This window comes from Propionivibrio sp., from assembly GCF_049316945.1.
Lineage (GTDB): Bacteria > Pseudomonadota > Gammaproteobacteria > Burkholderiales > Rhodocyclaceae > Propionivibrio.
On record NZ_JBMOJE010000127.1, the window covers coordinates 1 to 13,167 of the forward strand.

The window sequence follows — 13,167 nt, forward strand, 5'->3', positions numbered from 1 at the left end:
CGTCATACCGCGAGAACCGCATAAACACTGCCTCTCACGGTGCCATTTTCCAAGACACCCGTCCTGATTGCCTTTCAGGTCATTGCAAGCAATTCAACTCAAACCAATGCCAGCGCGTATTGAAAATGCTTGGCCTTTCCCGATCAGATCACTATTATTACAAATCCAATACTTAAACTTGGATTTGTAATAATGATCCCGCGACAAGCATGTTCCACGCTTCACCGTCTGGCCAAGGGCTTTCCAGTCCTGGTTCTGACCGGCCCCCGGCAAGCAGGAAAAACAACGCTGGCGCGGCTGGCGTTTGCTGACAAAGCCTATATTTCTCTCGAAAACCCGGATGAGCGGGAGTTTGCCGAGCGCGATCCGAAAGGTTTTTTGCAGCGATTCACGGAAGGCGCAATAGTTGATGAAGTGCAGCGTTGCCCAGCGCTTTTGTCCTGGCTGGGTTGATGATCGCCAGCGCATGGGCGATTTCATTCTGACGGGGTCGCAGCAATTCGAATTGACCACAGGCGTTAGCCAGAGTCTGGCAGGACGCGCCGCACGGGTAGAACTGCTGCCGTTTTCGGCAGGCGAACTGTCCGCCGCAGGGCGCCTGCCTTCACGCCTGGAAACTTGCCTGTGGCAGGGGGGTTATCCGGCTTTGTACGACCGCGATCTTTTACCGGGCGACTGGTTCGCCAACTATGTAGCCACCTATCTCGAACGCGACGTCAGACAACTGCTTGCTGTTCGCGATTTAAGCCAGTTCCAACGCTTTGTCAAAATGTGTGCCGCCCGCTCGGGGCAACTGCTTAATCTGACAGCGCTTGGAGCAGACTGCGGGATTTCTGCAGTGACGGCGCGCGACTGGCTTTCGGTACTGGAAGCGAGTTATCTGGTCTGGCGCTTGCCCCCGCATCACCAGAACTTCGGAAAGCGCCTGGTCAAAACACCCAAGCTCTACTTTCTCGATGTCGGACTCATGGCGTGGCTAATCGGCATCCGTGATGCTCCAACGATAGCGACGCACGCTGCGCGTGGCGCATTGTTTGAAACCTGGGTTATTTCTGAAATGGTCAAGCAACGACTGAATGCCGGAGAACCGATTGATCTCTACTTCTGGCGCGACAATGTCGGCAATGAAATCGATGTGCTGTTTGAAACCCCTGCCGGATTACAAGCGGTGGAAATCAAATCGGGCGCGACATTCGCCTCTGACTGGCCAGGCACAATCTTGAAGTGGAAGACTTTGGTGGGTAACAGCGCTCTTGAGCCGTGGGTCATTTTTGGCGGCGACGGTGATTATTTGCGCCAGGGCTGCCGGGCACGAGGCTGGAAAGAATTTGCACTCACCGCACCGTGAAATAAAACTTTCCCAGACTATGGTTTCCAGTGTTTGTGGATAAGCGTAGCGCATCCACCACCGGTTGAACTATCGGTAGATGCGCTCCGCTTATCCGCCCTAAAAAAGCCACAAGGCTGCGAGGCTTGTCAATGCTTGCTCCCAGCCTGCCATGCCGCGAGAACCTTATAAACACTTACTCTCACGGCATCATACCTCAAGATGCCCGTCCTGCTTGCCTCTCAGGCCGGTTACTATTCCAGATGCCCGACACGATCACCGGAGTTGACCGATTCCATTATTTACAGTCAAATCAGCCTTTGCAATTTTAATGACAACGTCAGCCCGCCAATGAGCAATCAACCCGGCTTTATCGCAGGCTTCCGCAATGCCGGCATTCTGCCGACCGACTCTGAGGAATTGCGCCTGCAGAAATCCCTGCTGATTTTCGCTACCGGCCTGATCAGCTTCGCCTCGATGTTCTGGTTGTTCATCTACTTGCAACTCGGGCCGCAGTTCTCATAGACGGCTCCCTTTGTCTTCCAGTTGCTGCTGGTCGGCAATCTGGTCGTTTACTTGAAAACCCTGAATTTCGACGCTTTTCGTCTAATCCAGCTTTCGCTTTTTCTGTTCATGCCCTTCGTTGCCCAGTGGAGTATGGGCAACTTCATTTCGGCTAGCGGCGTCAGCCTGTGGGCGCTTCTGGCTCCGGTTGGCGCCGTGTTGTTCATTGGCTCCCGTGAAGCGCTGGCCTGGTTTTTTGCCTACCTTTTCCTCACCGCGCTCTCCGGCACCTTTGACTACTACCTCGCCGATTCGCTGATACCCGCTCAACTGAAGGTACCGACGCAGACCACGGTGATCTTCTTCGCCCTTAACTTTGCAGCCGTCTCGACCATTGTTTTCCTGCTCCTGCGCTACTCGGCCATTGAAAAACACAATGCCCAGATGCGCCTCGAAGACGCGCATAGGCAATTGCAGATTGAGCAGGATCGTTCTGAACGCCTGTTGCTCAATATCCTGCCGGGTCCGATTGCCGAACGATTGAAGAACAGCAACCTGACCATTGCCGACGGCTTTGACGATGTTTCCGTGATGTTCGTCGACATCGTGAACTTTACCCGGATTGCCGAGGGGCTGAGCCCGCAGCAGGTGTTTTCAATGCTCAACAAGATTTTTTCGTCGTTTGACGAACTCGCCGAAAAGTTCGGACTGGAGAAGATCAAGACGATCGGCGATGCCTATATGGTCGCCGGTGGCTTGAACGATGAACGCAGCGATTATTCGGAAGCACTGGTCGACATGGCGCTGGAGATGCGCGTTCTTCTGCAACGCGACTTCAAGGTCAACCAGATGCATCTCGAAGTGCGTATCGGCATCGGCATCGGCACCGGCCCGGTTGTGGCCGGCGTCGTCGGCAAAAAGAAATTCATTTACGACCTGTGGGGCGACACCGTAAATATTGCCAGCCGCATCACCAGCGAAGGCGTTCCCGTCATGGTACAGGTCGACGAATCGACTTACCGCCGATTACAAGAACGCTTTGATTTCCACGACCCGCAAACGATTTACCTCAAGGGCAAGAGCAATATGGTCGTCTACCGGGTAATCGGCCGCAAGCCGGTGTGAGAGCTTGTGAAAATATCAAGAATCCACAGCCGCGCCACCAAGTTGCCGCAACTCGAAACAAACCTGGCCTGCCACATTGCTGGCCAGCCGTAATTCGTAGCCGTAGCCTTCGGCCTGTCTTGCCGCGTGGTAGAGCCCGATGCCGAGTCCGTTCTCCGAAGGCACCGGTGCGCGCAGCAGTTGATTGATAAGTTCCTCGCGCACCACACTGCCGCTGTCACAAACACGCAACAGCCCCGCGTCGGCCGCAAGCGTTACGCACACAACCAGACGGCTCTCGGCCTGGCGCTTGAACAGCGCGTTTTGCAGGAGATTGTCCGCCACGCTGTCAAAAAGCGCCGACGGCAGACGAGCCGCGTGATTGAACACGTCCGCGGTGAAAACAATGTCGTCATGGGCATAACGCTGCTGGAGCGCCGCACACCAGACGTCGGCATCAACCAGCTCGTCCAGCCCGCCCACCCCGGCCGCCTCACCCTGTGGCGTCTGTGGGGACTGCAGCTTCTCCAAAGTCTGGTGCAGACGTTGGGTAATCCGCGGCAACTGCCGCTTGATCATCTGATTCAGAAGCTCACCGTCCGTGTCGCCCGGCGCCTGCGCCATGAAACAGAGATTGTTCAACGACTGCAGCAGATTTTTCACTTCGTGCGTCAATCGGGCGCCGGTCTCATGCACAGCCCGCAGGTAACTCATCTGCTGCAACTCGCGGGCGCGCTGCTTGGCGATGTAATACTCGTTGGTCAATTGCGCCAGCAAATGGAAATGCCAAAGCAGCGAGGGGCTCAATTTGTGCCGAGTATAAAGGGTCAATAGCAGCGGCTGATTGGGGAAATCGTGGCGAAAATTCGACACCTGGCCAAAGCTGCCCGACCCCGCTTCCGCCCCGCTGGCAGGCACCCAGGCTCCCCCGGCCACCCAGGGCAGTTCAAGCATGCGCTCAAATGCTTTGAACAAAAACTTGTCGGGATCAGTTTCAGCCTCGGCACATTCCATCAACCGCTGCAGCCAGGTCTCAAAGGGCAAGCCGATGGTCAGCAGATAGCGCGAAAGAAACACGCCGATACCGCTGAAACCGGGACGTGGATTCCACGCCCAGGCGATCAGCAACAGGATGGCAGCGATCGAAACCAGCGTCTTGAAAACGGCATCGATATACAACGACTGCCGCAACAACATGAACGCCAGGCTGCCGAGCACCAGCACCGAAATCAGCAGAAAGATGAAAAGACTGTAGAAAAAATCAACCATGCCGCCTTTCGGCAGGCGAATCTCGCGCGGACGCTGCATCAGCAGCATGGCAACGAAAATGAGCGGCGCCGCCCAGGCAAACTGGTTATCCAGCGACGGGCCAATCAGCGCCGCATCCGGCACCACTTTCGGCACCAGCCAGACCAGCAGTGCAGTGAGCAGATAGGCGAAAGCCAGCAGGTAGAAAATGCGCGTCGACCGATGCCCGAGCAGCAACACCCGGCCGCCCAGCATGGCCGCCAGAACGACCACCCAGAGAATCAGCAACCACCAGCTGAATAACCACACGCCGCCGGCAAGAACCAGCGCGATCGAAAACAGGGTGCTGGGGTCGAGTTTCCGCTCGGTCTGAATGAACGGCTGCCAGAGCATGAACAGGCCGACGTCGACCAGCCAGCACATCAGGCCAACGGCCGTATTCGCCCCGGCCAGCAGGGTCAGATGCAGAACCGCCAGCAGAGCGACCAGCACCCAGCGCTGCCGAACCCTCACAAAGCTGCCGATCCGCCATAACGGCGTCATGACTGGACTCCGGCAAATGACAGAAGCGTGGCATTAAAACTCCGGGGCAGTTCAATGCTCGACAGACATGTCGAAAAATCGACATGTTTTCGCCAAAAATAGCCGATATTTCCACGAAAAATATGGCACATAACCTGCTTATGAATGGCTATCACTAACGGCATAGCTGGGAGAATAAAATGAACAGGCAACAATCGGGTTTCACACTGGTAGAAATTGCCATTGTACTCGTCATCATCGGGCTGCTGCTCGGCGGGGTGCTGAAGGGGCAAGAGTTGATCAATAGCGCGAAGGCGAAGAATTTGGCTAACGACTTCCGCACCGTTCCTATTTTTATTTATGGGTACCAAGACAAATTCAAGCGCTTACCAGGCGATGACGATTCTCCAAATGCATCTCGCTTCCCAGACTACAAAAAGGCGACTCTAGCTGGCCAGACACAAAAGAATGGAACTATTGAAGGCATTTGGAATTCCACGGATGTGACTAGCGAGAATGTACTGTTTTGGCAACATGTTCGTGGTGTTGGCTTAGCCGCTGGCTCTACTGACTTCTCGGACACCACAAAAGCGAGCCTCCCGAGCAATGCAGAAGGAGGGAAGATTGGCATACAAATGACCCCGCCTATAACTGGCATGTCAGGAACTTATTACCTGTGCTCGGAAAACATCAACACCAAGATCGCGCAACAACTTGACACAACAGTGGATGATGGCAAACCTGATTCAGGAACAATGCGCGCGCAAGCCAAATTCGACGACACCGAAGCAGGAGATAAGTCATGGCCGGCATCCGGCTCAGTTATAGTGTGCATGTCTATGTAACTTTCTCCAACGCAATGGCATTCTAGCCCGCTTCGGCGGGCTTTTCGTTTCACCCCTTGAGCAGCCTTCCCTCGGCACTGACCAGCGCCCCCGGCACACCAAGCAGCACCACCACGTCGTTGGCCTCGAACCGTATCTCTGCCGAGGGTTCCAGCGTCTTGATATTGCGCCGCCGGATGGCCGTCACTTCGACCCCTTTGTCGCCGACTGCGAGTTCGCCCAGCGTCTTGCCGATGGCGTAAGCGCCATCGCCCAGCGAAACGGAGCGCAGGCGCGGTTCGTCGCCTTCGTGCACGTTCTCTTCATGATCGCTTTCGCCGTGGAAGAAACCGCGCAAGGTGCGGTAGCGGGCCATCCTTGTCCTGCGAAAATGCTTGATGACGCGATTGATCGGCACGCCGGCGTGGATCAGCGCATGCGAGGCCAGCATCATCGCCGCTTCCAGCGCTTCCGGAACGACCTCGGCGGCGCCGGCACGCTGCAGGCGATCGAAATCCTTTTCGTCGTAGGCGCGCACAACCACCGGCAAGCCCGGCCTCAACTCGCGAACCTGACGCAGCACCCGTTCGGCGGCGCGCATATCAATGAACGAAACGATCAGCACGCTGGCGCGGTTGATCCCGGCCACGACCAGGGTTTCGCGCCGGGTGGCGTCGCCATAGACAACGTTCTCACCGGCGGCTGCGGCTTCACGCACGCGGTCCGGGTCGAGGTCGAGGGCTACGTAGGAAACTCCTTCGTGCGCCATGAAGCGCGCCAGATACTGTCCGCTGCGCCCAAAGCCGCAAATCACGGCGTGCTTTTCGGTGCTCAGGGTGCGCGCTGCAATGGAGGTCAATTGCAATGAGCGCATCAACCATTCGTTGGCGGCAAAGCGCAACACCAGGCGGTCGCTGTAGAGCACGATGATCGGGGCGATCAGCATGGAAATCACCAACGCCGCCAGTATCACTTGCACCATCAGCGATGGTGCCACGCCGTACTGCCGGATCTCGGATAGCAGGACAAAGCCGAACTCGCCGCCGGCACACAGCCACAAGCCGGAACGCATGGCCGCACCGCTGAATGATCCGAACAACCGCGACAAGCCGTAGATCAGCGCAAATTTCACGACTAGCAGGGCGACCAATACAGCCAGCACCAGCCAGAAATTGGAGAATACCAGCGACAGGTCGAGCATCATGCCGACAGTAACGAAGAAGAGGCCGAGCAGCACGTCGCGGAAGGGTTTGATGTCTTCTTCGACCTGATGCCTGAACTCGGTCTCCGAAATCAGCATCCCGGCGACGAAGGCGCCGAGCGCCAGAGACAGGCCGACCGCTTCGGTCAGCCAGGCCAGCCCGAGGGTGACGAACAGCACGTTGAGCACGAAAAGTTCGGCCGACTTGCCGTGCGCGACGATAAAAAACCACTTGCTGAGAAGACGTTTGCCGAGCAGGAAAACCGGGGCCAGCAGCGCTATCGCCTTGAGCAGGGCGATGCCCATGGTCACCGCCATCTGCTCCGGCGACTGCGAGAAGGAAGGAATCAGGATGAGCAGCGGGACCACCGCGAGATCCTGGAATAGCAGCACGCCCATGACTTCGCGGCCGTGCGGTGCGTCGAGTTCGATCCGCTCGCTGAGCAATTTGGTCAGCACCGCGGTCGACGACATCGCCAGCACACCGCCGATCGCCACTCCCGCCTGCCACGACAATCCCAGGAGGGATACCACGCCGGTCACGGCGGCAAGCGTTACCGCCACCTGCATGAAGCCGAGCCCGAAAACGATGCGCTTCATGGCCATCAGCTTTGACAGGGAAAATTCGAGGCCGATCGAGAACATCAGGAAGACGACACCGAATTCGGCCAGATAATGCGCACCGGCAAGCCCTTCGAGCAGATTGAAGGCATGCGGCCCGATCAGCGTGCCGACCAGCAGATAGCCGAGGATGGGCGGGAGATTCAGGTGCCGGAAAATAATAACCGACAGAACCGAGGCACCCAGCAACATCAGAATGATCGGTAGAGTTTCCATTGCTTCAGCTTACATCCAAAAATTATCACTCACTACTTCGTATCACCCAGAAGTGCCGTCAATAGGCGATCCATGGACTCCATGCCGCGAGACCCGCATGAACAGTGGCTCTCACGGCATGCCATCCCAAGATGCCCGTCCTGCTTGCCGCGCAGCTTTGGTCGTGCCGTTGCTCGGTTGCTATTTCATGGTAGAGAAGCGGCGGAATCAGGGCGCCCAAGGCTTCTGTTATACTTGGCCGAATCATAACCGCTACCCGCCCATGAACCAAATCCAGCCATCTCCGAAGGCTCTCGACCTGGCGCGACAGGTGCTACGTATCGAAGGCGATGCCGTTCTGGCGCTGGCCAGGCGTATCGACGACACCTTTCTGGCAGCGCTGTCACTCATTCTCAATTGCCATGGTCGCGTTATCGTCAGCGGCATGGGCAAATCCGGACACATCGGACGCAAGATCGCCTCGACGCTATCCAGTACCGGAACGCCGGCCTATTTTGTCCACCCCGCCGAAGCCAGTCACGGTGACCTCGGGATGATTACCTCGGCCGATGTCTTGATTGCCCTCTCCAACTCGGGTGAAAGTGCAGAATTGCTGAACATCCTGCCGTCAATCAAACGTCAGGGCGCCAAGCTGATCGCCATGACCGGCAACCCGCACTCCTCGCTTGCCCGCGACGCCGATGTTCACCTCGACGCCGGTGTCGCACAGGAAGCCTGCCCACTCAACCTGGCGCCAACGGCCAGCACGACCGCCGCACTGGCACTGGGCGATGCGTTGGCGGTGGCCTTGCTTGATGCCCGTGGATTCGGTGCCGAGGACTTTGCGCGCTCGCACCCCGGCGGCTCGCTCGGTCGTCAACCGCTCTCCCGTATTCGTGATGTGATGCGCACCGGTGACGCCATCCCCACCGTCTTTCCGGATACCCGGGTGGCCGAAGCCACCCGGGAAATCTCTCGCGGCGGTATCGGCATGACGGTGGTCATCACCCCTGAACGCGAGGTTCTTGGCGTATTCACCGACGGCGACCTGCGCCGCGCCATTGTCAACAATCTCGACCTGAAAGCTCTGACCGTGAGTGACGTCATGAGCGGCAAGCCGCGTCTGATCGGCCCGGGCAAACTGACTGTCGAAGCGGTCGAGATGATGGAAAAACACAAGATCAACCAGATTCCCGTCGTCGATGAGAATGACCGATTGATTGGCGCACTCAATATGCACGACCTCTTCCAGGCTAAAGCCATCTGATGGAATTTACCGACGAAATCAAGGCGCGTGCGAGCCGTCTCAAACTGATGGCCTTCGACATCGACGGGGTTCTGACCGACGGCGCACTTTTTTATACCGACGATGGCATCGAGATCAAAGCCTTCAATACGCGCGACGGGCTTGGCCTGAAGATGCTGCAGAAAGCCGGCATCAGCGTGGCCATCATCACCGGCCGCAAAGCACGCTGTGTCGAGTCGCGCATGAGGAATCTGGGCATCGACCTCCTGTACCAGGGTATCGAAAACAAATGGGAGACGATGCAGACCCTGCTGACCAGGCTCGGCATCAGCGCCGACGAGGCCGGATACATGGGCGACGACATCGTCGATCTGCCGGTGATGAACGCCTGCGGCTTTTCGGCCACGCCGGCGGACAGCCATGCGCTGGCCTTGCAATACGCCCGACTGATTTCCAGCAAGCCCGGCGGCCACGGCGCCGTACGTGAAGTCTGCGAGTTCATCCTCGACGCCCAGGACAAGCTTGATGATGCACTCGCACCCTATCTGCCGGTACCCGGACAATGAAAAACTGGGGCAGCGCCCTCTTTCCGCTGAGCATTCTGCTGGCCTTGACCGCCCTGACCTTCTGGCTGCGCTACGCGACCGAGATGCCGGAGGAACGGCGCGATGGAAAAAACCGTCACGACCCCGATTACATCATCACGGATGCCACCCTGCGCAAGCTGGATCAGACCGGGCGGCTGAAATATACGCTGATCGCTGCCGATATCCGGCATTATCCGGACAACGACAGCACCGACTTGACCAAGCCGAACCTTGTTTATCTGCACGCCAGCAGACCCACCGTAACCATGAGCGCGGACCGTGGACACATCAGCGAAGACGGCGAGCAGGCCGATTTTTCCGGCAACGTCCGCATCCACCGTGCAGCGACGGCGAAAGACGAAGCGATGATCGCCACGATGCCCCAACTCACCGTCCTGCCGGACGAAGAAAAGGCCTACACCAAGAGCCCGGTGCTGATCACTCAGGGGCAATCCTGGGCCAAAGGCGTCGGTATGCAGGTCGACAACCGGGCGCAGACCTATGTACTTGAATCTCAAGCCTTCGCTGTCCTGGAAAGCTCACACGCCAAAAAGAAGAAGCCATGATGCCAAAATTTCGTTACCTCTTTGCCTCCTGCCTGCTGATCGCATTCTCGCTGCCGGCCTGCGCCGAAAAAGCGGATCGTGAAAAGCCGATCAATATCGAAGCCGACCGCATCAGCATGGATGATGTCAAGAAGGTGCAGATCTTCGAAGGCAACGTGATCCTGAATCAGGGAACGCTGCAGATTCGCACCAATCGTCTGGTCGTCACGCAAGATGCCGACGGCTTCCAGAAAGGGGTAGCCACCGGCGGTGCCAACGGCTTGGCACGTTTCCGGCAGAAGCGCGAAGGGGTCGAAGAATATGTCGAAGGCGAAGGCGAACGCATAGAGCATGATGCGCGTGAAGAAAAAACCCAGTTTTTTGTTCGTGGCTGGGTGAAGAGCGGACAGGATGAAGTTCGCGGACACTACATTTCCTATGACGCACTAACCGAGAAGTATCTGGTCACCAACGCCGGCGGCGAGACCAAGAGTGCCGTCGGTTCCGCACAAGCCCGGGTGCGCGCCATCATCCAGCCCAAAGGCAAGAACGCGACTCCAGAGGATAGCAAAGGCGATCCGCTGATGCTCAAACCGTCCGCAACCGTAACGCCAAAGTAATGCCAAACATTGGTTTCAGTACCCCTGAAAATTAAATTGGTGCACTGCATCAAAAAAGACTTGACAGCGCTGTTTGCGCCCTTATAATTCGTTTTATGGTGCAGTGCAGCAAGTCACTTGACTTGTTAAACATTGCACATGACCACGTTTAACTTAAGGAGAAATACCATGTTTACGACCCCTGAACAATTTACTGCTGCCAACAAAGCCTCCGTTGATGCCCTTCTGTCCCTCGCCAACACCGCCCTGTCCAGCGCCGAACGTATCGCCGCATTGAACCTGAACACTGCCCGCTCGCTGCTTGAAGACGGCGTGAACAACGCCAAAGCAATTCTGGGCGCCAAAGACCCGCGTGAAGCCGTGACCTTGTCGGTTGCGCAAGCTCAGCCTGCCGTTGAACAGATCGTTGGCTACAACCGTAGCCTCTACGAAATTTCGGCGCAATCGAAAGAAGAAGTGGCAAAGCTGCTGGAAAGCCAGTTCGGCGACTTCCAGAAGCAGGTTTCCAGCCTCATGGAAAAGGCCGCCAAGAACGCTCCGGCTGGTTCTGATGTTGCCGTTGCTGCCGTCAAATCAGCGATCGAAGCCGCCAGCTCAGCTTTCAACAGCATGAAGAACGTTGTCAAGCAAGCATCGGAAATTGCTGAAGCCAACATCGCTACGGCGAGCAATGCGACGGTCAATGCCGCAGCCGCCGGCAAGAAAAAGTAATAACCTGATTGTCTGATTCTCGCGCCTGAGCGCAGTGGCCGGCCGCAAGGCTGGGCAAGAAAACGAAACCCCGTCAGCGGGGTTTCGTCGTTTTCAGGCAGTGCTGAATCCTGAACAGGCAAGAAATTAAAACGGTTCTCTGTGTTAAATGAGGTTTTCAGGTTCCAATTGACTGACGACTACGGCCACCCGGAAAAAACCCGATCATGTTCCGCTCGCTCAATACCCCGGCTCTGTGGGCCGTGACGCTCTCCGCCGCCGGCATCCTGATGGTGACCATGGGTGCGCGCCAGTCGCTCGGCCTCTTTCTGGCGCCGCTCGATAGCAGCACCGGCCTTGGCATCGCCTCGATAAGTCTGGCCATGGCCGTCGGGCAGTTCATGTGGGGTGCGGTGCAGCCAATAGCCGGCGCCGTGGCCGACCGTTACGGGCCGGGGCGCGTGCTGCTCGGCGGCCTGTTGCTGCTGGCGCTCGGCAGTGCCATGACGCCTTTCATGAACAGCACCTGGGGGCTGATCTTTTCACTCGGGCTGCTCTCGGCCGTCGGTTCGGGTGCCGGCAGTTTCTCGGTGCTGATCGGCGCTGCAACCAACCGCTTGCCGCTTGAGGCTCGTGGTGCGGCGTCGGGGGTGATCAACGCCGGCGGATCTTTCGGGCAGTTCATTTTTGCCCCCATTCTGCAGAAGCTGATTCAGACCATGGGCTTGATGGGCGCGCTGTGGACGCTGGCGGCGATGACACTGGCGGCGCTGCCGCTGATCCGGGTGGTATCTCGGCCGCTTGATCACGGGCACAAAATCACTGCCGCGGCTGGGCCCGGTCTGCGACGCAGCGTGCAGGAGGCATTGGCCGATCGCAGCTATCTGCTACTGCATGCCGGTTTCTTCACCTGTGGCTTCCACATCGCCTTTCTCGTCACTCACCTGCCAGGCGAGGTCAATCTTTGCGGTCTGCCACCCTCGGTGGCGAGCTGGTCGCTGGCGATTATCGGGCTGGCCAACATTTTCGGCAGCCTTTACGCTGGCGCCTGTGTCTCTCGTTACCGCAGCAAATACGTGCTTTTCTGGATGTATGCGTCGCGCGCGGTAATGATCGCGCTCTATCTGCTTGCACCGCGAACCGATCTGACTTTCTATATCTTTGCCGCCGGCCTCGGCTTTACCTGGCTGGCCACCGTACCACCGACCGCAGCCATTGTCGGCAAACTGTTTGGTGTGCGCTACCTCGGAACGCTGTTCGGCCTGACCTTGCTCTCGCACCAGATTGGCGGCTTTCTCGGCGCCTGGCTAGGCGGATTGTCAATCACGCGCTTCGGCGACTATTCGTGGATGTGGTACGCAGACATGGTGCTGGCGGGTATCGCCGCGCTGGTCAATCTGCCGATCCGCGAGGCGCCGGTGTTTGTGCCGGCTATTGCTGAGGCCTGAGCGCTCGTGAAAATATCAAGAATCCACCGCAGAGGCGCAGAGGGAACGCAAAGGAACCCGATGTTTTTAAAGGTCTTCTCTGCGGTTGGTGTTCAGTCATTTCTTCACAAGCTCTGATACATGAAATCCTTCCACTCCGAATTCGTCACATTGCGCGAGCGTCGCTATAACGTCCGCATCTGGGGCGATCACGACGCGCCGACACTCTTCTTCCTGCATGGCTGGGGCGATGTCAGCGCCTCGTTTCAGTTCGTCGTCGATGCATTGCAAGGTAACTGGCGCATCATCGCGCCGGACTGGCGCGGATTTGGTCAGTCGCAATGGAACGAAGGCGCTTACTGGTAGCCAAACCGAAAGAAATTAATGCCGACCCGCAGAACTATCCATATTCCGTAAGTTGTATTGTCGTATTTGGCTCTTATCTGACGGATAAGGCGGCGTAAATAAATAAACATATCAAGTTTGCGCTATTACGTTCGGTCTGA

General features: G+C 57.3%; 13 protein-coding genes and 1 pseudogene. 12 read left to right on the plus strand and 2 right to left on the minus strand.

All coding sequences use genetic code 11. From position 1 onward, the window contains the following. Window positions 1-192: 192 nt before the first annotated feature. The 4 genes and pseudogenes from ACOYNV_RS21345 to ACOYNV_RS21360 all read left to right on the plus strand — a co-directional run. Window positions 193-523, plus strand: a pseudogene (locus tag ACOYNV_RS21345) (AAA family ATPase); the annotation flags it as partial. 123 nt (window positions 524-646) lie between these two features. Beyond that, entirely contained in the window at window positions 647-1,348 is a 702-nt protein-coding gene (locus ACOYNV_RS21350; protein WP_422901840.1) for a DUF4143 domain-containing protein, read from the plus strand. Window positions 1,349-1,678: 330 nt separating this feature from the next. Then, the gene (locus tag ACOYNV_RS21355) at window positions 1,679-1,852 is read left to right on the plus strand and encodes a hypothetical protein (RefSeq protein ID WP_422901828.1); all 174 of its coding nucleotides are present in this window, start codon (window positions 1,679-1,681) and stop codon (window positions 1,850-1,852) included. A 51-nt stretch (window positions 1,853-1,903) separates the two neighbouring features. Then, entirely contained in the window at window positions 1,904-2,956 is a 1,053-nt protein-coding gene (locus tag ACOYNV_RS21360; protein WP_422901829.1) for an adenylate/guanylate cyclase domain-containing protein, read from the plus strand. Window positions 2,957-2,971: 15 nt separating this feature from the next. On the opposite strand, the gene ACOYNV_RS21365 is transcribed toward ACOYNV_RS21360, so the two are convergent. Continuing rightward, window positions 2,972-4,726 (minus strand): hypothetical protein, encoded by a 1,755-nt coding sequence (locus ACOYNV_RS21365; protein ID WP_422901830.1) that lies wholly within the window; start codon window positions 4,724-4,726, stop codon window positions 2,972-2,974. 179 nt (window positions 4,727-4,905) lie between these two features. Between ACOYNV_RS21365 and ACOYNV_RS21370 the strand changes: the two genes are divergently transcribed. Continuing rightward, window positions 4,906-5,550, plus strand: a complete 645-nt coding sequence (locus ACOYNV_RS21370; protein ID WP_422901831.1) for a prepilin-type N-terminal cleavage/methylation domain-containing protein — start codon at window positions 4,906-4,908, stop codon at window positions 5,548-5,550. 49 nt (window positions 5,551-5,599) lie between these two features. On the opposite strand, the gene ACOYNV_RS21375 is transcribed toward ACOYNV_RS21370, so the two are convergent. After that, window positions 5,600-7,567 (minus strand): monovalent cation:proton antiporter-2 (CPA2) family protein, encoded by a 1,968-nt coding sequence (locus tag ACOYNV_RS21375; RefSeq protein ID WP_422901832.1) that lies wholly within the window; start codon window positions 7,565-7,567, stop codon window positions 5,600-5,602. Window positions 7,568-7,829: 262 nt separating this feature from the next. Between ACOYNV_RS21375 and ACOYNV_RS21380 the strand changes: the two genes are divergently transcribed. The 7 genes from ACOYNV_RS21380 to ACOYNV_RS21410 all read left to right on the plus strand — a co-directional run bounded on the left by ACOYNV_RS21380 (window position 7,830) and on the right by ACOYNV_RS21410 (window position 13,027). Continuing rightward, entirely contained in the window at window positions 7,830-8,813 is a 984-nt protein-coding gene (locus tag ACOYNV_RS21380) for a KpsF/GutQ family sugar-phosphate isomerase (protein ID WP_422901833.1), read from the plus strand. Next, window positions 8,813-9,358 carry a KdsC family phosphatase gene (locus ACOYNV_RS21385; RefSeq protein ID WP_422901834.1) on the plus strand — a complete coding sequence of 182 codons (546 nt, stop codon included), beginning with the start codon at window positions 8,813-8,815 and terminating at the stop codon, window positions 9,356-9,358. The genes ACOYNV_RS21380 and ACOYNV_RS21385 overlap by 1 nt, the downstream gene beginning before the upstream one ends. Further along, on the plus strand, window positions 9,355-9,945 hold the full coding sequence (gene lptC, locus ACOYNV_RS21390; RefSeq protein ID WP_422901835.1) for an LPS export ABC transporter periplasmic protein LptC: 591 nt from the start codon (window positions 9,355-9,357) through the stop codon (window positions 9,943-9,945). The genes ACOYNV_RS21385 and lptC overlap by 4 nt, the downstream gene beginning before the upstream one ends. After that, a complete protein-coding gene (gene lptA / locus ACOYNV_RS21395) occupies window positions 9,942-10,544 on the plus strand; it encodes a lipopolysaccharide transport periplasmic protein LptA (protein ID WP_422901836.1) in 603 nt (200 codons plus the stop codon). The genes lptC and lptA overlap by 4 nt, the downstream gene beginning before the upstream one ends. A 168-nt stretch (window positions 10,545-10,712) precedes the next feature. Further along, window positions 10,713-11,255 carry a phasin family protein gene (locus tag ACOYNV_RS21400; protein WP_422901837.1) on the plus strand — a complete coding sequence of 181 codons (543 nt, stop codon included), beginning with the start codon at window positions 10,713-10,715 and terminating at the stop codon, window positions 11,253-11,255. A 206-nt stretch (window positions 11,256-11,461) separates the two neighbouring features. Beyond that, window positions 11,462-12,682 (plus strand): MFS transporter, encoded by a 1,221-nt coding sequence (locus ACOYNV_RS21405; protein ID WP_422901838.1) that lies wholly within the window; start codon window positions 11,462-11,464, stop codon window positions 12,680-12,682. Between the two features lie 120 nt (window positions 12,683-12,802). Then, entirely contained in the window at window positions 12,803-13,027 is a 225-nt protein-coding gene (locus ACOYNV_RS21410; protein ID WP_422901839.1) for an alpha/beta fold hydrolase, read from the plus strand. Window positions 13,028-13,167: the final 140 nt, after the last annotated feature.